14 protein-coding genes are annotated in these 22,394 nt (G+C 42.6%); 2 read left to right on the top strand and 12 right to left on the bottom strand.

Annotation, left to right across the window (positions count from 1 at the left end; all coding sequences use genetic code 11):
• Window positions 1-35: 35 nt before the first annotated feature.
• Window positions 36-254 carry a hypothetical protein gene (locus BVC89_RS13425; protein ID WP_158657927.1) on the bottom strand — a complete coding sequence of 73 codons (219 nt, stop codon included), beginning with the start codon at window positions 252-254 and terminating at the stop codon, window positions 36-38.
• Between the two features lie 353 nt (window positions 255-607).
• Between BVC89_RS13425 and BVC89_RS13420 the strand changes: the two genes are divergently transcribed.
• Window positions 608-1,981, top strand: coding sequence for a hypothetical protein (locus BVC89_RS13420; RefSeq protein WP_086931672.1), 1,374 nt, complete (start codon window positions 608-610; stop codon window positions 1,979-1,981).
• A gap of 64 nt (window positions 1,982-2,045) precedes the next feature.
• Here the strand turns inward: BVC89_RS13420 and BVC89_RS30170 are convergent, their stop codons facing one another.
• From BVC89_RS30170 to BVC89_RS13395, 5 genes are all read right to left on the bottom strand, one after another.
• Window positions 2,046-2,573: a hypothetical protein gene (locus tag BVC89_RS30170; RefSeq protein WP_216825136.1), complete on the bottom strand. Its 528-nt coding sequence runs from the start codon at window positions 2,571-2,573 to the stop codon at window positions 2,046-2,048.
• Window positions 2,574-2,583: 10 nt separating this feature from the next.
• Entirely contained in the window at window positions 2,584-2,994 is a 411-nt protein-coding gene (locus BVC89_RS13410; RefSeq protein WP_086931671.1) for a DUF5675 family protein, read from the bottom strand.
• 610 nt (window positions 2,995-3,604) lie between these two features.
• Window positions 3,605-3,916, bottom strand: a complete 312-nt coding sequence (locus BVC89_RS13405) for a YdhR family protein (protein ID WP_086931670.1) — start codon at window positions 3,914-3,916, stop codon at window positions 3,605-3,607.
• 97 nt (window positions 3,917-4,013) lie between these two features.
• The gene (locus tag BVC89_RS13400) at window positions 4,014-4,433 is read right to left on the bottom strand and encodes a hypothetical protein (protein WP_086931669.1); all 420 of its coding nucleotides are present in this window, start codon (window positions 4,431-4,433) and stop codon (window positions 4,014-4,016) included.
• 298 nt (window positions 4,434-4,731) lie between these two features.
• Window positions 4,732-5,664, bottom strand: a complete 933-nt coding sequence (locus tag BVC89_RS13395; RefSeq protein WP_086931668.1) for a LysR family transcriptional regulator — start codon at window positions 5,662-5,664, stop codon at window positions 4,732-4,734.
• A 47-nt stretch (window positions 5,665-5,711) separates the two neighbouring features.
• Here BVC89_RS13395 and BVC89_RS13390 point away from each other — a divergent pair, with 47 nt between their 5' ends.
• The gene (locus BVC89_RS13390; protein ID WP_173780730.1) at window positions 5,712-6,695 is read left to right on the top strand and encodes an aldo/keto reductase; all 984 of its coding nucleotides are present in this window, start codon (window positions 5,712-5,714) and stop codon (window positions 6,693-6,695) included.
• A 254-nt stretch (window positions 6,696-6,949) separates the two neighbouring features.
• Here BVC89_RS13390 and BVC89_RS13385 read toward each other — a convergent pair whose 3' ends face one another.
• The 6 genes from BVC89_RS13385 to BVC89_RS13360 all read right to left on the bottom strand — a co-directional run bounded on the left by BVC89_RS13385 (window position 6,950) and on the right by BVC89_RS13360 (window position 22,394).
• Complete coding sequence (locus BVC89_RS13385; RefSeq protein WP_086931666.1) at window positions 6,950-8,809, bottom strand: TonB-dependent receptor plug domain-containing protein; 1,860 nt, start codon at window positions 8,807-8,809, stop codon at window positions 6,950-6,952.
• 50 nt (window positions 8,810-8,859) lie between these two features.
• Complete coding sequence (locus BVC89_RS13380) at window positions 8,860-12,174, bottom strand: WD40/YVTN/BNR-like repeat-containing protein (protein WP_086931665.1); 3,315 nt, start codon at window positions 12,172-12,174, stop codon at window positions 8,860-8,862.
• 422 nt (window positions 12,175-12,596) lie between these two features.
• Window positions 12,597-13,136 carry a PepSY-associated TM helix domain-containing protein gene (locus BVC89_RS13375; protein ID WP_086931664.1) on the bottom strand — a complete coding sequence of 180 codons (540 nt, stop codon included), beginning with the start codon at window positions 13,134-13,136 and terminating at the stop codon, window positions 12,597-12,599.
• Between the two features lie 12 nt (window positions 13,137-13,148).
• Window positions 13,149-16,418, bottom strand: a complete 3,270-nt coding sequence (locus tag BVC89_RS13370) for a WD40/YVTN/BNR-like repeat-containing protein (protein WP_086931663.1) — start codon at window positions 16,416-16,418, stop codon at window positions 13,149-13,151.
• 497 nt (window positions 16,419-16,915) lie between these two features.
• Window positions 16,916-17,983 carry a succinylglutamate desuccinylase/aspartoacylase family protein gene (locus BVC89_RS13365; protein WP_086931662.1) on the bottom strand — a complete coding sequence of 356 codons (1,068 nt, stop codon included), beginning with the start codon at window positions 17,981-17,983 and terminating at the stop codon, window positions 16,916-16,918.
• 232 nt (window positions 17,984-18,215) lie between these two features.
• Window positions 18,216-22,394, bottom strand: a complete 4,179-nt coding sequence (locus BVC89_RS13360) for an aminotransferase class V-fold PLP-dependent enzyme (RefSeq protein WP_086931661.1) — start codon at window positions 22,392-22,394, stop codon at window positions 18,216-18,218.

The following is a 22,394-nucleotide window of genomic DNA, read 5'->3' as shown; positions in this document are numbered from 1 at the left end:
AACTGGCATGCTTATTCTTCTCGCTTTAGACGTTTTCAGCTGCTACTACCGGGCACTTTACAATCCTCGTCAGCATTATCTATTACTGTTTTAATAGCGCTAATAAGTTTTTTGCGCTCCCTTGGTCTCATTTCGCTTAGATACATCACCGGCTCAGCAACACCGGTGGTAATATTGATTTGCCAAATTCGACCATCTTCGCCAATGCTGTGAGCCGTGGTAGCAATATGTTGATTGTGTGAGACTTCAGTCATAAATATACCTCTGCGGTAATGATAGACCTGTTTTTTGAACTGCGCTTCAAAGTGTGAGCCAAGCGCCATTGGTGAGAATACATAGAATACTCATACATGGGCTTTGCGTTTTTATCAACCTGCCTTTTTATCAACCTTCTTATCAATAGTCTTATCTCCAGCATAACCCCCTACTACTTCCAGCGTTTTCGACGAGTTATGCCCTACACAGATTTATATCATTAACCGTCATAAATTCATTGGTGACTTACTAAGGATTATCTATGTGCGGAACATTTAATAGAACAATCGCTGTCTTAAACCTAAGGCTATCTTCTTACTCTTATAGTAAAACATTTTTCAAAAGACTATGTATGCCAGCATATATACTAACTGTATTCGGTTTAATACTTACAAGCTCTAATACTTACGCACAAAGCGATCCAAGAATTGGTATAGAGTGGGAACTGGGCGTCGGAAAAAATAACGACTTCACCAAAGTTGCCGCCCTGGATGGTGATACCTGGAGTGATCCAGCGAGCAAAAATGATCAGGAGCTACTTTGCTCCACTGAGACGGTTAAAGTTAACGGTAGTGATTTTCCATTGATGAAAATGACACATGACTTAGGTGGTGGAGGTAGGCTTCATCTTCGCACACTAGAGCTTGTCACCGCGCCCATTAGGCATGACGACAAGGAAAAGTGGAAAAGTGCATTTTTATTTCTCAAGCATTTTGTGGATATTATCAATAACGATCATTACTGTAAGTCGCCTATCCTAGGTGCTCAACCTATTGATGGAACCTGCTATGTCAGCGCTAAAGATGTTGTGGAGGCATTAAATACTATCACACCTGACTATGCGCGAACTGGGGCTCACTGCGGCGCAAACAAGAAACACAATCCCTCTAAAGTGGGTTTTTACAAAACTAATACAGTGTCATATGAAAATTTTGTCAGCGCACCTAATACCCAGGTTAACATTGAATTAAATTTAGAGCATTTTGGCAACAAAGCTAAACCTATAAAGACTTTATTTTCTAATCAGGATGGTGCAGCTTATAAGTCTTACAGTGCTGCACGTGATCGATTCTCTAAAACCAGTCGCTGGGATAGTCCGCAAGTGAAAGGGTTTTATATGCTACTTGTGTATTCCCTTAACGGGCTTGTAGAGTTTGAACTTGACTGGGCGAGCCGAACAAAAAAATATCAAAATGACAACGCCGCTAATCAAGGATGGATGCGTAAAAATAATTACGATCTTTACTTAAAGACACCCCTTAATCTTATTTATCATAGGTTACGGACAATGGGTCTGCTACCATCTGACAGAGATCCAGTTGCCATTAATAATGCGGAGGGTAACTTTATTAATGCATTTAATAGTAATTACTGCGAAGTAATAAAGCCTGGGTCATGGTTCTATCAATCAGATGATGACCGCTATGCCTGCAAGAGTTACACTACAGATGTGCCCGGCGTTGGTGAAGTCAAATATAAAACACTTGACAAATGGCAGAAGGATATCGTGACTGACGATAACGACCCCATGGGAATATCAAAGCCTATAAACCCCAACCCTGCCCCAGTAGAGAAAACCATTGCCACAAGTAAAGTAGTGGTTGAGATGCGTAACACACGCCATGCGATTAATACTAATGCCGGCATAAAGTGGGATAGCAAAGCCAAAGTGTATACATTCGTAGATACGACAGAACTCACTAAAGCACTTAGTTCTTTACAATAATACGGTTTAACCCGTAGCAGTAAAAAGCCGAACCTAAAAGTTCGGCCTTACAATGAATGTAATGTTACTTTCTTTGTGTACTGGGCCTTGAACCAAACCACCAAGTCACAGCTGTTGCGGTTAAAAAGAGCACTTGTTGGATGATATCTTTATAAGTATTTAGTAAATCGCCTTGCTCAAGGCTATCAAAACCACCCACTAGCGTATTAATTTTATAGGTAATGTAGCTGGCAATAATAAGTAAATAAATAGTGATCAGTGGTCGCATTGCACCGCGTAGCGCATCGACAAACTTCACACCGGTGCTCACACCCTGCTGCTTCAAACTGGTATTAAATGCTGTTAGCTCGGCTTCGCCAATAGCAATATCGCCTTCTACCTGGGCCCTTTCCATTGCTTTATCGGCCATGGCTAATTCATGTGCGGCTTCGGCTTGCATTTCCTCTTTGCGAATATTCGCCATGGCGACTTCATGTTGATATTTGAGTTGTAGGTTCTTTCTCTCTTCGCGTTTGGTCAGCCAACTACCCACCATGCCAATGAGACCACCTGCACCTGTAGAAGTAAATAAGCTAATTAATTCTGTGACCATGGTGTGTTCCTCAAATAGTTTGTTGTCCAATAATGTTAAGCATGAAGGGTTCTTGTTGTGTAACTTGCGAGAGTTCTGATAAAGCTGTACGAGAATTTAACACAGCTGGCTGCCCCGCTAATGTCCCTCGACGAAGACCTATGATCAAACAACCTCGTGAATGGCTAACCACATTACCGTTGTGAATTAAGATACCTGAACGCCCAGAAACAGGCTTGAGATGGTAAATATTTCTATACTTACCGCTGGCAGAGCGAGGTAAAAAATGCGCGCTATATTGTCCAGCGGGGATGCAACTTTTGTTGCGCGCATTATTTTGCCACGGGCGCTCTAGAATATGAAATATTTTATCACCTATGGCAAAGACTCCGCGTATGGCAACGGAACTAACATCATCGCGTATTAGTGTTCCAACCAACATAGCGCTCTCCTTTGTCATTTTGTTTTTGTTATTTTGCTTTTTTATTTAATACGCCTAAGGTGAGTGTATTATTAATCTAATTTGGTTACAGTTAAAGCAATTTCTTCAAACAAAAAGGGTTTTTTGCGCCATTTTCTTTAAGGGTACGACTTGGGGTACGGCTAGCCCATTTTTAAACCTCATTCATTTTTAGAGCGATAACTCTAGAATAATAAGTAGTAGATCGACGCCAAATATACACTCATGGATACTTTTTCGCTTCATGAACTCCAGTGCGTTGGTCAGCACCTCTTCCTTTCGCAGGGTAAACCTGACAAAAACCAAAATTCTTAGTATTTTCTGTCAACCACGCATATAGTTTTTTGAGTTTTGACTCAGTATCCCGCGTCTTTATATCACTTCAATGAAAATCTACTTTCGTGCTCCGGTGATGAGGACTAAATCCAGAACCGGATAACGTTTTAAGAATTTGCCTGGATTTATCTCCGTCGATCCAACTTGTCTGATAGGCTTTATGACAGGCATTTTACTGTGGCACAAAATGCCAGACAGCATCGCTGTTTGTTATGGATTTAAATGTATCAATGGCAGTTATAATAACTTTGATTATTTAATCAAAGATTATTTCTTTTGCAACATTATCAACTACAACAGGCGTTGCAAGATAAGTGATTTCAGGTTCTGAACCATATTTTTCACTAACGAATTTTTTCCAACTCTCTGTGTAAGCAGCCTCGGCATCTTTACGAGAGTTCCATAGATAAATTCCACCAACGGCATAGCCATCATCAAAAATAACATAGCATTTCCGGATCAGTCCCGGTAGGTCTCTATATTTGGGTGCTGTACTCAAGAAGATATTTTTTGCTTCTTCTTGGGTGACAGGCTTGGACAGCTTAAATTTAGTTATGGATGTAATCATTAGTTTTTTCTTTGTTATATAAGCTTTTTATGAAAGGTGCGCGATGGTGAATTCAGCCCACATTTTTTATTAGCACTTTTTAATGTGTTTGTTAGCACTAGTCTTCATCTGTAAACCATGCACAAGCGACAACACCATGTGACACGACAATAATACCTGTATCAAAAGTAGCATCTGTAGCAGGCGACCAAGACGGACCAATATTGGGGTTATCACGAGGCTTTCCATACTCGCCATTCGTATAAAAAACAGCGTCATCACCAAATTCACCTACAAAGTCGTTTGCTAGGTTTTTGGCTTCTTCAGAAGACATGATTTTTACATTATATGCCATGTCTCTGTGAAGAACGGCTCTTAATACCTCCACCGCTTCGGGACGCTTTATTTTGTTATAGATGCCACTTTCATTCGAAAGATCAAATAGTTCGGCAGCACACCCAACCGATTCTACAATTGCCTCTTTTACTCCCGTGATACAACTACCACGGGCTTTCTGAATTTTCTTGTATATGTCCATGTACTGTTTAAGTGCTAACGGTATATTTGTCGGAGTTACCTTTTATTCAAAAAGGCGTTGTGAACGACATTTTAAATAAAACTCTAACAGGTTCAATGCGTTACGGCAATCAAGTTTGCTCGCTGCTGCTGGCCTCTACTGGCAAGGGTAAGCCGCTATTTAACCAGGTCGTAGGCTGGTATTTTATACACTCAGAAAAATTAAAATACCGGTATAAATCAATAGTGCAACTAATTTAGGATGAAATATTTATGAGAGTAACATCCCACGCCTGAAAGAGAGAGGGTATTGAAAAAGCTTATTGTGGCTCTTCTCCATACTCCAGTATTGATTGATGTTTGGAGATGATGTCTACTAAAAAATCGGCAACCACTCTGACTCGGCGTGAATGAGCGAGGTCACCTTGAATGACAAGATAAATAGGCTGTTCAACTTCTAAATTATCACGAATGCAGCTAAGACCGCGTCTCTTTGCAACAAAATGCGGTAAAACGGCTAATCCTAAGCCCGCTTGTACTGCGGCAACCATTGACGCGACTGAGGATACGGTTAGGTATGGCGAGTGGCCTTGTAATTGCTTTTCTATCCATTCGCTGCCTGGAAAATGACGATACTGTTCGGCCCAAGAAATAAATTTTGTTTCAGTATTTATCTCAAGCTCAGCGTTGCTCTTATTTGCATATAAACCAAATGACAACTTCCCTATTTGACGAAATTTAACATTACCCTGTGCAGGGCGAACCATTCGAATGGCTAAATCAGCATCGTGCCGGTGCAAATTTACAAGTTGAGTATCCGTTGCCAGCTCAATCATTAAATTGGGATATATTGATTGGAGTTGCGACAAGCAGGGTAAAATAATTTCGTTGGCTAAGTTTTCCGATGTGGCTAAGCGCACCTTGCCCGTCAGTTCACTATCTTTATTGAGATCGGAATAGAGTAACGAAAAAACTGCTCGTTCAATAGATTCTGCTTTATCGACTAAACTCTCACCTTCCTCTGTTAATTGGTAGCCTGATTGTAAGCGAATAAAAAGTGGTGTACCTAAAACTTCTTCAAGACGCTCAATTTTTCTCGATAAGGTTGCAATACCAATGCCGAGCCACTCTGCAGCCGCCGTCAATGTGCTATACCTTGCGACGGCCAGAAAAGCTCTAGTATCGTCCCAGATAAATTCTTTTAGTTTTTCATCAATGGAAAATGGCTTTCGATTTTTATCTAAATATTTCATGGTTAGTGTGTGGCATCTTAATAGTATTGTTTTAGGAGACTTATATTATGAAATCTAGAATGCTTGGTAATGCTTTAGAAGTATCTTCTCTTGGCTTGGGTTGTATGGGAATGAGTGAATTTTATGGGCCAAGAAACGATGAGCAGTCTTTACGCGTATTAGGTCGGGCTGTTGATCTGGGCATCAATTTTTTTGATACAGCTGACATGTACGGGCCACACCACAATGAAGAGTTACTGGGGAAATTTCTGCAATCCACCCGTGCGGAGGTTAAAGTTGCAACAAAATTCGGTATAGTGCGTAGACCAGGTGAGTATAATAGGACATTGGACAATAGTGCAAGTTATGCTCGGCAGTGTTGTGAAGCCTCGCTAAAACGCTTGGGTATTGAGCAGATAGATCTTTATTATGTTCACCGAATTAATCCAACACAAGCCATTGAAGAAACAATGGCAGGTTTAGTGCAACTTAAGGAGCAGGGAAAAATTGCACATATCGGCCTGAGTGAGGTAAGCGCTGAAACTTTGCGAAGAGCCCATGCTGTTCATCCCATTAGCGCGGTGCAAACGGAGTATTCTTTGTGGTCCAGGGATGTAGAAAAAGATATATTACCAATCTGTCAGGAGCTTGGCATCGGCTTCGTACCATATTCACCACTGGGGCGAGGTTTCCTTTCAGGATTATTTAAGTCTCAGTCTGATTTGGCAAGCGGAGATGTGCGTATGAACTTGCCTCGCTTTACCACGGATGCCTTAAATGCTAACCAACCCATCGCACAAGCAGTGTTTAATATGGCGCAAGCAAAATCATGTACGCCAGCACAAATTTGTTTGGCTTGGCTATTGTCTAAAGGCGATAATATCGTGCCAATTCCCGGCACAAAACGAGAAACTTTTCTTGAGGATAATGCTCAATCTGTAGATATCCTATTAACAGATGACGATCAAGCGGCGATAGAATCAGCCATTGAAAAATGCAACATTGTTGGCGAACGCTATACTCCAGAAGGTATGAAAGGTGTCAATGCATAGGGCATTTAAACCCAGCGACTCCAAGCATAGCTATTGTTCGTATTTGTGTATCGTTAGAAATAAGCAAGATATTGCCATCTTGTTAATCTGATGGCTAAATATATCGTCCCTTAAAATACAGCAACGGTGTGCAAAATAGCTTGATTTTAGGGGGCGATGAATAAGCTCTCTCCTATATACCTTTTTAAAATAAATTACCTTTAGTTACCAAAATTTATTTCACTTCAACGAATAACTAAAAGTTTGAATACGCTTTAGAAAGAAAAATATAACTCAAGAACGCCATGTCGGCCTCGAATGTAAGGGGCATATTCATCTGTGCTAGTACGTGCCAGTTTATTGCTTAAGTTATTCATTGTTAAACGATATCCCCAGTTTGCATTGAGCTGCCCTTCCATCGCTATGGCAATGGTTGTCAGTTCCGGCAGAGGTTGCTCGCCAGGCGCTACATTTTTTTTACTGCTGCGGTGGCGGATATCTGCTCGAAGTTTTATTTTTTCCAGGTTATAAAGCAATGAAATGGTATGATGGTTGGGGCTAACATCTATCAGAGGATTATCGTTATTATCCTCTCCCGATAGCCATTGGCCAAATAAATTCACGTGCAACTTTTCTTTAATTGCTGTGTAATTTAGGCTGTATGAAATGCCTTTGATATCAGCACGCTCAAGGTTTTGGTACCGTAAAATATCATTATCAAGTTCTATTCGCTCTATGTAATTATCTATCTGCTGGTAAAACCCTCTTAAAATTAGCTGAACAGTGCTAACCTTGTATTTTACATCATATTCAATATTTAACGCATTTTCTGATTTTAAGTTGCGATCTCCCAATACCTGACCTCTCGGTGTCTCACCGCTAAAAAAAAGCTCTGTGAGTGAAGGGGTTCGGTATGCTGTGCTGATATAACCACTGGTGGCCCAATTAGAACCTATCTGCCAAAGTAAACCTGAATAAGCACTCCAGTTAACATCGGTTTTTTTAGCTGAGCTTTGTCTATCTTGTAAATCGGTGTGACTAAGGCGTATGCCACTTGTCCAATTTAATTCATCCCAACGTTTATAAATATCACTTTGGAAAAATAGTTCACGTTCATCGCCCGACAAGGTGGTTCTTGACTGTAGGAGAAATTGCTGATTATCCAATAATGCTTCCTTCGCTAGAACATCGTTTCGTTCATGCATGCCCACCTGCCAAGTATACTGCCAGTCAGTAAACTGCTTTTGGCCAAGGGCCGTAATACCGTAATTCAAGGCATCATTTTCACTCACAGTTAAAGAGTCATTGCGCTCAATATTCGTCTGCAAATGCGAGCGATGAAAATAAGGCTCTATCAGTATGTTGTTAGTGAAAACTTGTGTTTTAAACACAGCATGATTATTCTCAGGGTAATATGTGCGACGATCTTGCGGAAAGCGACTGGAAGATTTTCCCCAATTGTTGCCCTCACTAATGAAAAGCCAAGCATCACGAAGTTTTCCGGAAGATTTACGATGACGCCACAAACCGGCTAAGTGTTCAAAACCATCGTTGAGCGGTTCACCATTGGCATCTTCTCCCATTTGCGCCTGACGATATGAGATCCCAAGATCATTGGCCTTATCAGATGATGTAAAGCTAACATTCGAACTATCTTGATTAGTATCGGTAGAAAATCGTCCGTGGTAGCCCTCAGTTTTTTGTAAACTTACATTCACAGCACCTCCTAACGCACCAGAACCAAAAATAGAAGAAGCGGCTCCTGGAATAAGCTGGAGTTGCTGGACAAACGCAGGAGGAACAAAAGACGCTGCACTGCCCGCGCGCCGGTCTGTATTAATGGGCACGCCCTCCACTAGAGTTTTAACCCGCCAACGTGATAAACCTCGAATACTGTACATTTGCAACATGCCTCCCTGGCCATTTAATGCAGCGTCCGGGGAATTTAGTATTAATTCGGCTAGGTTGTGTGTTGGCAGTTGCTGCGCAGTTTTGATGTCTTGTTGTAAATGAAGTTTCTGGAAATTTTGTAAATAATCAGGAGTCTCTGGGGTAACCAGCATCTGCTCTATTTCTTGTGCAAACACTAGAGAAGACAGGCAAAAAAGTAGGACCGGTAATACAAATACATTCATTTTTCAATATACCAGCCCAGTATTCGTTACTGGGCTGGCCAAGACTTACATTAAAGTGCCTTCACTTTCTTCAACAAACCCAGATCTGATTGATCGAAGGCTTTTCGAAAATCCTGAATTTCCGTGTTAATAAGTTTATTGACTTCACCACGTCGTTTTGCAGTTTCTTGCTTTGCTTTTTTTACAAATTCAAGGGTATTACTCGTCGGCGCAGCAAAATCGCTGGCAACTGCAAAGTAAGCGAAGCCGATATAACTTGCCAGGGTGTAGCTGTCATCAACTATGCCATTGGTATCGGGAAGCGTGCGTAAGTTTTTATGATGCTTTTTAATTTTTTTCAGGAGTTTATCCGCTTTTTTCGTTAATTCCTTGAGGGGATGATTTTCCTGTGCATCTTTTTGTGCTTGCTCGATAACTTTTTGCGCTTTAGCTTTGATTAATTCCACATCTTTTTTGTGATCATCTAAGGCATAAACCATATCTGCCCAGAGATTTTCCATAGCTAATACCTCTTCAAGAGCACCGTTGCGTGCCGACAAAGCTTCAGCGTTGCTATCGATACGAGGATCAATCAAAATTTTGGCTTTGGCACTGAAGCTTTCTTCGTTAAGTGTTACTTTAAGAGAATATTCCCCGGGAATTGCTTCAAATTGACTAGGTGGCATTATGTCCTTGTCCTTTTTAGGAATATTTTCTGGCGTCGGCCGAACGCCATCGAGTTTTAAATCCCATACAATTCGGTTTATACCTTGTTGTAACTCGCTAACAAAGGTTCGAATCACCCTGCCACTGGCATCACTTACTTCTATTCGCGCCTTGCTTGTTGGTTTCTTCTCTTTACTTTTACTTTTATTTTCATCGGCGTTATTGTCTGAGTCTTTCTTATTGGCTTCTTCTTTTTCTTTTTTAGCCGCTTCTTTTACGCGCTGCGTTTTACTACGAATTTTTTCTTTATCTTCGTCAGGATGTTTTAGAAAGTCACCAGCAGCCATTAGAGTCAGTACAACACCATAAGGCTCATTTTCCCCAACGAATGCCCCATCACCCCAAAAACGAGTGCCCTGAGAACGGCCTCGAATATACTGCTGACCATCTGTGACAGACAGTAAAGCGAGCTTTTTGGAGAAGTGCTCTTGATTTAAACCACGCAGAGCGCTGTAGTCATCAAGTACAAAAGTAGAGCGACCATGGGTACCCAGTACCAAATCATTCTCTCTCTCCTGGATCGCCATATCCATTACCGAAACAGTGGGCACTCCGGCGGTGTACTTAAACCATTGGCGACCACCATCGGTGGTAACATAAAGGCCCAGTTCAGTACCTAGAAAAATTAAGTTGGGGTCAACATGATCTTGTTGAATAGATAGCGCGTAACCACGTAGGTTTTTTGTCGCAAGGCTGGTAAATTTCGCTCCGAATTTATCGATACGTTGAACATAGGTTTGCATATCGCCACGGCGATGATTATCAAACACAATAAAAGCTGTGCCGGCGTCATGGGGTGAAGGCTCAATATGCGGCACCCAAGTATTTTTAGGCACACCTTTGGCTTTGTTTTCTATGCTACGCCAAGTTTTGCCGCCGTCGCGAGTAACATGAACGCGGCCATCATCCGTACCGACCCAAATAACACCTTGTTGCACGGTGCTTGGCGCAATTGACACAATGGATGTGAAGTTTTCCGCCGCCGTCACATCGGGGGTAAGACCACCTGAATCCTTGAATTTCTGCCACTTGGGATTATTTGTGGTGAGATCACCTGAAATAGTTTCCCAACTAGCGCCTCGATTGGTAGATTTATGAACGAACTGGCTGCCGTAGTAAATCGTGTCATTATTAAATGGGTCTTGCGCCAGTGCGGAGCTCCAATTAAAACGTAATTCAACTTCTTTGCCGTTCTGGATTATCGGCATATTGGGTTTTATTAATGATTGCTCACCTGTGTTAATGTCCCAGGTCATCAGATTGCCACCCTGAAACATCGCATATCCCGCTTCGTTATTATCTGGGAAAGGCATTGCATCGAAGCCATCACCAAAGGCAATTTCCTGCCAGTGTAAGCTGCGAATGCCGGCAGTTTTCCATATTTCACTGGGACCACGCCAAGTGCCATTGTCTTGCAGTCCACCGTAAATATTATAGGGGTGAGCGTCGTCCACACGGATATGATAAAACTGGGACACCGGTAAATTTTGAACATACCGCCATGTGGATGCTTTATCACGGGTGATAGCAAGGCCACCATCATTACCAAGGATCATGTGCTTAGAATTTTGTGGATTAATCCATAATGAATGAGTATCGATGTGGATGGTATTCCCGGCAGCACAACAATTAACACTTTCTATTTGAGTAAATGTTTTGCCTCCGTCGATGGATCTGCGGACAAAAGTCGCCAAGTTATAAACAATATTTTCGTTTTGGGGGTCGACTTCTAACTCGGAATAATAAAATGGTCGGTCAGCAATTTTTGTTTCTTTATTGACCTCACTCCAACTATGCCCGCCATCATCACTACGCACTAAGGCACTCTTTTTTGCTTCCACTAAAGCGTAAACACGATTGGGATTACTTTTTGCCGTGGCGATAACAATACGGCCTAACTCACCTTTTGGCAGACCGTCGTCCTCTGTTTTTTGTGTCCAACTGTTACCACCATCGAAAGATATATAGAGCCCCGAGCCCTTACCGCCAGACTCAAAACGATAGGGCCAGCGACGGAACTGCCACATAGCTGCGTAGAGCTTATTGGGGTTTTGCGGGTCCATTTTAATATCGGTGCCGCCGGTTTTTTGATCTACATAAAGAATCTTTTTCCAGGTCTTACCGCCATCTTCCGTTTTATAAATACCACGATCAGTATTTTCTGACCACAAGGTACCCAGCGCTGCCACATAGACAATATTGGGATTAGTAGGATCGATCGCGATACGGTTTATACGCTCTGTTTTTGCAAGCCCCATCAATGTCCATGTCTTACCGGCATCAATGGATTTATAAATACCACCGCCGTAGGAAGTAGAGTTGCGAACATTACCTTCGCCGGTGCCCACCCAGATTTCGTCAGGATTACTTTGGTTAATAGCAAGCGCGCCGATGGAGGCATAATCTTGATCGTCAAAAATAGGCGTCCAATTTAATCCGCTGTTAACGGATTTCCATAAGCCGCCGGTGGCAGTACCGGCATACATAATATTCGGTTGATTAACCACCACCTCGATATCGGTAATGCGACCACTGGTCGCTGCTGGCCCAATCGCACGGGCTTTCATTCCAGAAAGTAGATCGGCATCAATTGCCGCATGTGTATTTACAGCAAGACAAATAGTGAGTAAAAACGAATAAAGACTAAATAAATATTTCATTGATAGAGTCCAGAATGTATATCGCGGTGGCTTGAGGAGAAGACACGCATTTAATTTTATTTTTGGAGACCACATAATTAATTGCTGGAGAGTTTAACTATTAAAGAGCCTAGCGATTAAAGTACTTAACCATTAAAGGGCTTCATTAGTAAAAACTCAACAAGCAAAGAAGGAGGAGTATGTCACCACTCCAATGGCATGTAACTGATATTTATCTCATGGAAATATCCTTTGATCGCACCAAACTGGTGGTACTGACAGTCATATAACACACCATAAGTCTATAACGATGAAGCCCCCTGCTCCATCAAGACTAACCCTGTGATATATAGATTAACGACTGGTAGATTGTGATAGTTCTTCGGGGCTTAGAAGGCAGGCGTTAGTACAAGTACATTCGTAAAAAGGCTATTGCTGGATCATCAAGGACGAGGATGTCTGCGATTAAACTTATAACGCTTGCGTTTACCTTGTAGAAATTGGTAAAGCATTACCGCTCCGGTTATCCATAAAATGAATAAAATGATTGCCACAGGTAAAAATATCCATAGTTTAGCAGCATCGAAGAACCAGCTGCCATCGTGTATGGCTTCGATAGTATCGGAACGACGATAGGCAACCTTCAAGATCTTGCCTGAGCTGGCATCAAGCTGAATTTCCCAATTGTTGTTGACGTTTTGAACTTTTAGTACGCCTTTGCCTGGTCGTACATCAATGCGTTTAATATCTTGCCAGTGGCGAATTTGAGCCTCTTCTACTCGACTCACAGCGGCGAGAATTTCAGGAAAGGACAGACTGGGAACCTGCATCTGTCCTTTTTTAGTTGGCGGCTGTATCCAATTAAATTCTTTTTTAACTTGCAAAAGAATGCCGCTTACTATGACAACGGCAACTGGGACAAAAATAACCAGCGCTCCCCACAGATGAAATTTTCGGCAGAAGCGTTTAAATCCCAGTGCCATAACTACTCTATATTAATTAATTTCCAGCGGGAGTATACCAGGAATCCATGGGGATTGAGCATCACGCAGCGCATTTTCCAGTTGTGTAACCTGCTCGGCTAGTGCTTTTAGCTTGGGGTATACTTTACCGTACCCTTCGCTTGCGCGCTGGAAACGAAGACGTTGATTGCCTGTCACAGGCCCTGTATTTTCCGAGCGACTCCATTCTAAATAAGCAATATACGCGCTGATGGATTCCGGCACAGGTTCGGCACGTTTAGCAATGGCGCGATTACCGTTGAGATCCCAGCCAATGCGTGTGGATGATTCTGCAAGTTTTCGCACTTTTGCCAAAAGGTTTTGATCCACTTTCGGTGTCTCGATAATGGCCGCTTCAATGTACTGAATGCGACTTTCCAGCTCTGCTTGAAACTTGCCAGCTCCTTGTATCGCTTTCGATAGACGGCCCATCTTGATGTCAAATTCTAAATCTGCAGTACGATCTTTGCTGGCAAAGGTACGGTTATCAATTTCCACTACTTCGAAATCCTGGGATTGACCATAAGGACTCTCTACACCGTTGACGAGTTTTGACAAGGTAACGGTATAGCTGCCGGGAACAACTTTAGGACCTTTGTTTTCAGTTTCCCATGGCAAAAACTCTGTTTTCTTTGTCAGCTTAACGGGTTCAAAACCAGGATAGTGCAGGTTCCACGCCAAACGATGCAGTCCTTTTTTTGCAGCAGTCTTGAGACGATGAACAAGATTGCCCTGCTTGTCACGAATGGTAAAAATTAACTCAGGTGCTTTTTCAAACTCTTCTACTTCCAAACTTTGCCAACTGGGGTAAGCGATATTTTTATTCGCCTTGCGCAGTTCTGTTTCTGCTTGCTGACGCTTCTGCTTAGCAGTTTTTAAATCTTCATTTAAATAATAGGTAAAAACAGCACCGTAGTCGGGATTTTTTGCCGCGTAGTAATTGGCGCCCTGAAAGGCCTGACCACTGATTCCCATGGGTGAGTGGGCAACGAACTGAAAAGCACGACGCACAGGGAATAAAGTAGCGCCACGACTTTTTACTTGACTGACATTAGTACGCAGCGGCGAATAATCATCGAGGATATAAAAACCTCGCCCGAAGGTGGCTATCGCCAAGTCGCTTTCGCGGCGTTGTATTTCCATATCGCGCACGGCTATGGTAGGTAAGTTGGCTTTCAATGCTGTCCAGTTTTTTCCGCCGTTCTGACTAAAAAAGAGACCAAACTCAGTTCCTGCAAACAGAAGATTGCTGTTCACATGGTCTTCAGCAATGGTATAGACCGTGCCTCGCTGAGGTAGATCACCGGTAATATCGACCCATTTTTTACCGCGATCGTTACTCCGGAATATATAGGGCTTAAAGTCACCTTGCTTGTGATTATCAAAGGTCGCAAATACTGTATTAGCGTCTGTTACCGAAGCCTCAAGATCACTGACATAAGAATTCTGGGGAACCTTTTTTGGCCAACTGGCTTTTTGCCAATTACCACCGCCATTTGTGGTGTAATGTATTAAACCGTCGTCAGTGCCAGCATAGAGTAAGTTTTCTGTTACAGGTGATTCACTTAAGGCAATCACACTACCGTAAAAAGAAGTGGAGGTATTTTTGGCAACAGCATCGACACCCCACACACGCCCCATAACAGGCAAGGTATTTCTGTCGACATTGCCAGATAAATCACCGCTCACCACTTGCCAACTATCGCCCTGGTCGTCACTGCGAAATACCCGCTGCGATGCGTAGTAAAGTCGCTTGTTATTGTGAGGACTAATAATAAGGGGAGAATTCCAATTCCAGCGTTGTGCCTCATTACTATCGGGAGTAACGGGCTTTATCTGTACTCGTTCTCCACTTTGTTTGTCATAGCGTGCAAGGCCCCCATATTGATACTGGGAGTAAATAATGTTGGGATCAGTAGGATCAATTTGGGTTTTAAAACCGTCACCAAATTGGGTGTAAAGCCAATCGCTATTGCGAATTCCCGTAGTGGTAGTATTGCGATGAGCGGCACCAAGAGAAGCGTTATCCTGTGTACCACCAAAGACATTGTAAAAAGGAAAATCGTTATCTACCGAGACTTTATAAAATTGTGTTAGAGGCATATTAGCTTTAAATTGCCAATTGACGGCACGATCCCAGGATTCATAAACACCACCATCGCAGCCAACAATTAAATGGTTAGAATTATCGGGATCGATCCATAAGGCGTGATTATCCACGTGTTTCCATTTTTCTCCCGCCTGGCGGAAGTTTTTTCCCCCATCATCACTTACCATTAGAAAAGTGTCGAGTGAGTAAACTCGCAATGGGTTATTGGGATCAACGACTATTTCTTGATAGTACTGGGGACTGCCTGATTTATATTTACTCTGCTCCTTCCAGTGAGCACCGCCGTCGTGAGATATAAAAAAACCACTCTTATCCTGTGAGGCTTCTACTAGAGCATATATTGTTTGTGGTTGAGTGGGTGCTACAGCGATGCCAATGCGACCAAGATCCACCTTCGGCAAACCCTTATCGATCTTTTTCCAGTTGGCACCACCATCACTCGTTTTATAAATACTTGACTCCGGCCCACCATTAATCAACGTCCAAGTGTGACGGCGACGCTGATAACTAGTGGCGTATATCACATCAGGATTGCCGGGTTCGAAAGCAATATCGCTCACCCCGGTGTTGGGACTAATGTCGAGGATGCGCTTCCAAGTTTCGCCTCCATCTACAGTTTTATAAAGGCCTCGATCACCTCCCGCTCGCCAGAGTGGTCCCTGTGCTGCAACGTAAACTACGTTAGAGTTGCGTGGATCAACCAGTATTTCACCAATATGCTCGGACTCTTTAAGTCCTACATTTTTCCATGACTCTCCACCATCGATGGATTTATAAACGCCGTCGCCATAACCGACCGAACGCTGGCTGTTATTTTCACCCGTACCGACCCAGATAACACGACTATTATTAGGGTCCATTGTCACATCACCAATGGAATAGCTTCCTTGACCATCAAATACCGGGGTCCAGGTTGTACCATTATTTTTAGTGCGCCACACTCCACCAGAAGCTACTGCTGCGAAATAGTACGCGGGGTTTTTTGCACTTACAGCCAGGTCACTAATACGGCCTCCGGTAACGGCTGGCCCCATGGCACGCAATGGCAGCGCGGCAAAAACATCATCTTTTTCAGTATTACTCTCTTTAGCCGCGAAAGCAGAAGTGCAAAAAGTGAACACAATAGGAATTGTTAAGTTCAAAAACAGTTTCATAAAGAGGTCCTGTTAAAGCCCCGTTTATTGCGATCGATGAGATAACACGAACGCAATACGGGATCAAAATCATTGACAGTTATTATCGTTGACTTAAGCGAAAGGAACCGCTGTCAGGGGCGTTAATTTAGCATCGAGGAGTGGCATTGTCCCTAAAATCTTTAAGTAATTTTGATTTAGGTTATTGAGCCTATTAACACGAATTCCGCAGTGTTTGTATTATCTTAAAAAGCAACCATCACAAAAAAGAGCAGACGCTCTAGGGCTTGAGTATAGTGATTCAATTAATAAATAGGGTGTGGCAAGTACTCGTCACTATAAAACGCTTTATGGTTTACGCTTAAATAAAGAATCAGAAATCGCAGCACCATTCACAGAGATAAAACCACGCATGTTATTCTCGTGAACATAATGAATAGTTCGAGCTAGCGGGTCTTTTTTGACCCGAATTTGACCCGAACTTTTATCAATCTCAATTTTTGTTAATAAGTACAAGATTATTGAGAAAAACGAGGTACCGGTTTAGCAATAGTCATAACGCTCTCTCCCGCTTTTACCGGAGGACCAGCTAGGCCATATAAGGCAAAGCCGCTAGTAGGTGCCTTTACCGTTTCTAAGGTAGCGCCGTGATAATCTTTTAAAGTACCAAGTATTTCATTTTTTTTGACAAAACGACCAATACTATACTTTGGATACCAAATACCGGAGTGTTTTACCGGCACAGAGGAAGTGCCGTCAAAATACTTAGCATCTTTCAAAGACGCATTTTCAGCACTGCCTGGTAGCATATCCAGTGTCTTCAAGGTATTGACTAGGCCCGTGTTAATTGCCTCGATATGTTCAGGGTTGCGCGAGCCATTTTCTCCGATTTCCACCAGAATAGTTGGTATTTTAGCAGCGACGCCCTGTCTATTTAACGAACGACCGTCATCGATCTGCTTTTGCGTATTCATTTTGTATCGAACGATATTGGGAAAACCAAATGCTTCAGCCACGGCCAAGGCTGTGGGATAATCGCTTGCTAAAGGCCCACCATAGACGCCAACAAAAGCAGCTAGCCACTCGGCACCATCGCCACTGTGCACATCAATTAAAAAGTCAGCCTTGGCGACAATGTTGTGGGAAATTGCCCAAGCAATGCGCTCAGTTTGTGTCCCTTTGGGGTCACCAGGAAAAGAGCGATTTAAATTCTTGCGATCATAAGGATTAACATAAGGACTTCTATTTTCAAAAGCGGCAACATGTGCCGCTCTCACTAAAATAAGCGTTCCACTTAAACTATCAGCTTCTAATCTGTCAGCCAACTTTGCTGCGGCAAGAATCGGCGAAAATTCAAAGCCATGTACACCGCCAACCACCGCAAGCACGGGGCCACTTTGCTTACCGTGAATAACACTCACAGGAATATGTGTCTTAGGATCAGATTTACCTGCCGCTACGGCTAAATTAAAGTCCACTCGCTGACCAGGAGCAACCGTCACGTCGGCAATATTAAATGGACTTATTTCCTCGGCAGAGACGTGGCTAAAAAATACCAAAGCCGTTAAAAAATATAGTAATTTCATATGATAGGAATTCTTATTAAAGTATTAAACCTGTTAAATAATAACGAGATAAACGCAATATCTGGCGCACGCAATTTGGTCAATCCAATTTGGTTACATTATCACAATTTGGCAGCATACGCGCAGTTTTTAATAAGAGGCATCTTTATTAGAGACTAATTTTTGTGTGCCCAAGTGTTAAAGTTCTCATTCCAACACTTGGGCAAGCCACATATCTTAGTTATGGAGCAAATCAATTTAATGCAGCGTGTTGTTCCAGTGCTTGACGGTGTATTTTTCCATTAGGCAAGGTTGGCAACTGGGCCATAAAAAATAGCTGAGTCGGTATCATCTCAACCGGTAATTGTTGTTTTAAGTAGGCCACTATTGCCTGCTGGCTTGTGTCTGGCTGTTGTTTTGTACGATGTTGCTTTGTACGATGTTTTTTTGTATGCCCGCCCTCATTTTTCACGGCATTTTCAACAACACTAATAAAAGCATAAATCTCAGCATCACTGCTGTGAGCAGTATGCCTGTTAATGACGGCTGCGTGTTTAATTCCTGGATGAGCATGCAGTATCATTTCAATTTCAGCCAAATCGATACGTACACCTTGGATTTTAAGCTGAGCATCCGTTCGTCCTAAGTACTCTAATTCATTATGACTATTAATACGCCCTAAGTCGCCGGTTCGATACAACCTTGCGGCCACCGCACTGGTGGTTAAAAATTTCTGCTCACTGAGTTCACGATTATGCCAGTAGCCTTTTGCTAAGCCAGCGCCGGCAATATAGATTTCACCTATACCGCCCAAGGGTACTTCATTGCCGTGCTGGTCCAAAATATACAGTTGGGTATTATCAATAGGCTGGCCAATAGGAATTTTATATTGTGCATCCTGTTCGAGCGGCTGTTTGCCTTGTACAAGGGAATCAGTTGGCAGTGAATCGGGCGGTATTAAGCTTGCTTCTTGCCATGTTTGTTGCTCAATCAATTGATGCGCTATGTCTAGCTGGTCTTTAATTACGGCCTGAAGGTCGGCTGTTGTAGTCAGTGGGTTAGACAACACCACCCTAAACACGGTAATTTTTTCCTCGCCCCAAGCCGGATGCACAATACGCGTCTTAGAAACAAAGCTGTGACCACGAATGAATTGTTGTTGCTGAATTTTTTCTACCGCTTCTGAAATCTGGTAACGCTCACTTGCATTATAGTCCACGGCGGACTTACGAATAGCAGCCGGTATGTAGCAATAATTAACAATATTTATTTGTGGTTCACCCACCAGCTCAAAACCAGGGGCTTGCACAACCATACGGCTAAACTCATCGGCCAGTGTCATGCTGTAATCTACCAGTTTGCCGTAACCCTGCTGTGATAATAAATAAAGAGCCGCGTGCAACACCATTGAGTTCGCAGGTCGAGAACCTTCCAAACTGTATTGACCGAGGTCATAACTATTTTTAAGCCCCTGGTATTCTGCGTGAATGGAACTACCGTGAATCATCTGCGGGTCTTTTATCAAACACACACTAATACCTTGCGGCATATATAGCTGTTTGTGAGCGCAAATGGTTACTGTATCCGCTTGCTCGATACCGCGAATTTTTTGCCGATGTTGAGATGAAAAAAGTAATGAACCTCCCCAGGCCGCATCCACATGAAAATGAATGCGGTGTTGTTGCGCAATCTCAGCCATCGCCACCAATGGATCAATCGTGCCTGTTTCAGTGGCGCCTGCAATGCCCACCATGGCAATAATTAAGCGTTTATCTTGCTGACACTGCGTTACAATGGCTTTTAGATGTTCCATATCTAACGCCTGATTTGCATCTTGCTTAACACGAATAACATTATTTTCACCAATCCCTAAAAGCGATGCAGCTTTTTTCAGTGAGTAATGCGCAAGGGGTGAAGCAATAATAACGCAATCACTAAAGCCCGCTTCTAGGGCTGCCACAACACTACCTTTTTTCTGTAGATCTTCCTTGGCTATACCAGTCTTTAATAAAGCATGATTGCGTGCGCACCATAAAGCAGTAATATTCGATACTGTGCCTCCTCCAGTAAATACACCCAGCACTGTCTGCGCCGATTGACTAATGCTGTCATATTGCAGAGCGTTAAAACAAAGCTTATGTAGCATTGCTAATACTTGGCGTTCGATAAAGGTAAATGCTTTAGAGGTTTCAATTTTTACTAGGTTTTGATTAAGTGCGATCAATTCCTTTGAAAACTCAGGTACAAACTGCGGCAAAGCAGAGGTCATATGGCCGATATAGCGTGGCGAAGAGACATTGACGGCATAGGGCAAAATATCTTTTTTTAGTAGTTGCACATAATTTTCTATGGCCGTAGGAAACTTGGGAATATCGGCACTGACAAAAGCTTGCTTTAAAGTTTCCAAGCCCACGTCTGTCTCGGTAATCAAACGCTGAGCATTACTGGTTACTAGGTTATGAAAGCCAGAATTGTTAAAATCAGAGTTCTTAAAACCAGAATCATTAACAGGTGCACTAAGTTGCGGTGCATTGTGGTTGTTACTAAACAGTGTTTGCCAGTAATCGTTGTATGGACTTTGTACTTCATAGTAACTAGCATCGGCGCCCACTTCGGTAGAGCCATAGATATTAAATAAACGGCAAGCGGGAAGTTCAATACAACAGGCCTGTGTGGTATCACAATGCAGAATTTCTCCACTACAGAAAATTTCCCGCAGACTTTGGCTCAGTTCAATATAGCGAGCATCTGCCAGTAGTTGTTTTAATACCGAAGGTAAAATACCTAGCCGAGTTACCTTGTATTTAGCAATTAGATCGGCAATCTTACCTGGATTGTTGCGAATATCTGATTTGGGAATTACCAGTAAACTGCCTGCGGCTAACGCCTGAAACACTTCTGCTACATGATCCACATGGCTAAAACTCGATAGTTGGCAATGCACTTGGTTTTCTTTGACACCAAATTTATGTATCGACCAAAGTACCCGGTTAGTGATTCCTGTGTGGGTTCCCATGACACCATTGGGTTTACCTTGAGAGCCTGAGGTATAAATGACATAAGCTAAGCTATCCACTCTGGGCGCAAGTAAACTATAGGCTGCGGAATTATCCATTTGCGCCTGCATAGCGTGGTGATAATCAATGAGTTGTATGCCCCCTAGCCCTTCGCTAAGTTCTTTTTTAGCTTTCGCATCAATCGCATTAATCGCCTGATTATGGCCAATCAACGCCTTCGGTTTTGCTGATTGTAAAATATAGTGTTCCCGTTGGCAGTGTAACAAATTGTCAAAAGGTAAATAGGCCGCCCCAGCACGCAGTATCGCCAACACTGCGATAACGCGTTCAATGGGATCATCTAAATACACGCCAACCAGTTCATCGGCGTGAATATTTTGCGCGATCAAAATCTTGGCCAAGTGCTCCGAGCGCTCGCTTAATAAGCGATAAGTAATACTATTGTTATCACAACAGATAGCGTTCTTGTCCGGCTGTTTGGCTACCTGTTGCAAAAATAATTCGATAACACTTTGACGATTATCTTGATCGGCAAACTTATGATTCCAAAGTGCGTCAATATATTGTTTTTGTGAGGCTGCCAAAGCCGATAATTGACCGATAGTTTTATCGGGCTGTGCAACTACTTGTGTCAGCAAGTGCTCATAGTTTTCAGCCATGCGCTGGATACTTTGTGCATCTAACAGCTCTTCAAGATACTGCCAGTACATTAGTAACTGACCGTCAGCTCTATCAAGGACAACCTCGATATAGTTTTTCACTTGCACTGACGATGATGATGGAGCGTCAAGTTTTGGTGGTAGCTTTTCTACACGCTTATCAGCAAGATTAAACATTACTTGAAAAAACGGGTTTTTATCACTGGCACTATCTTTAGTAAAAGCCTTTACTAGCGCCTCAAAAGGAACAAGGGAATGTTCATGAGCATGGGTGATTATTGTCTCGTTATTAGCAATAAAGGCACGAGCGCTTAGTGTAAAATCAATTGAGCTACGTATCACCAACTTATTTTGTAGTCCCTCCTTATCCAACGTATAAGTACCGACTAAAATATCCTTTTGCATAGTATAGCGGCTTAGCAATAGTGCAAACACACTTTGTGTCAGTGAAAATAAGCTCACGTCATGTCGCTGACAAAAGTTATCCACATTTATAGTTAATGTGTTATCTAATTGATAAGCAATAGATTGCGTTTGCTGGGATTGTAAACGCCAATGGGGGCGATCCACTGGCAAGTTGCAATGGCCGCTCACCTGCGTTAATTGCTGTTGCCAGTAATGAAAACTTTTTTGGTAACGCTTGCTTTCTATTCCAGGAACCAAAGGCTCTGTTCGCGCAGATGCGGCTAACGATGATTCTGTGGTAGACGATCCAGTAATAGAAGGCTCTGCAGTGGAGTTAAGTGAATCATTCAT

The organism is Agarilytica rhodophyticola (genome assembly GCF_002157225.2).
Lineage (GTDB): Bacteria > Pseudomonadota > Gammaproteobacteria > Pseudomonadales > Cellvibrionaceae > Agarilytica > Agarilytica rhodophyticola.
This window is presented reverse-complemented; position numbering and strand designations above follow the sequence as displayed.